Raw genomic sequence first — 202 nt, forward strand, 5'->3', positions numbered from 1 at the left:
TTTAAAGCCGATTGAGTAATTGATAGTAGTCCAAAAAGTATGCTGAACTGGGTTTTCCGTTCGCCCTGAGCATGCCTGCGGGTAGGAAAACCGTTAGGTTTCCCAAGCTTACTACGAACGGTTTTCTTATTAGCATACTTTTTGAACCAGAGCCTGTTTTTCTTGTTACCCACGTAAGTCCAAAACTCATCTATCTTTAAGG

Origin of the sequence: Moraxella bovis (genome assembly GCF_002014975.1) — a bacterium.
GTDB lineage: Bacteria > Pseudomonadota > Gammaproteobacteria > Pseudomonadales > Moraxellaceae > Moraxella > Moraxella bovis.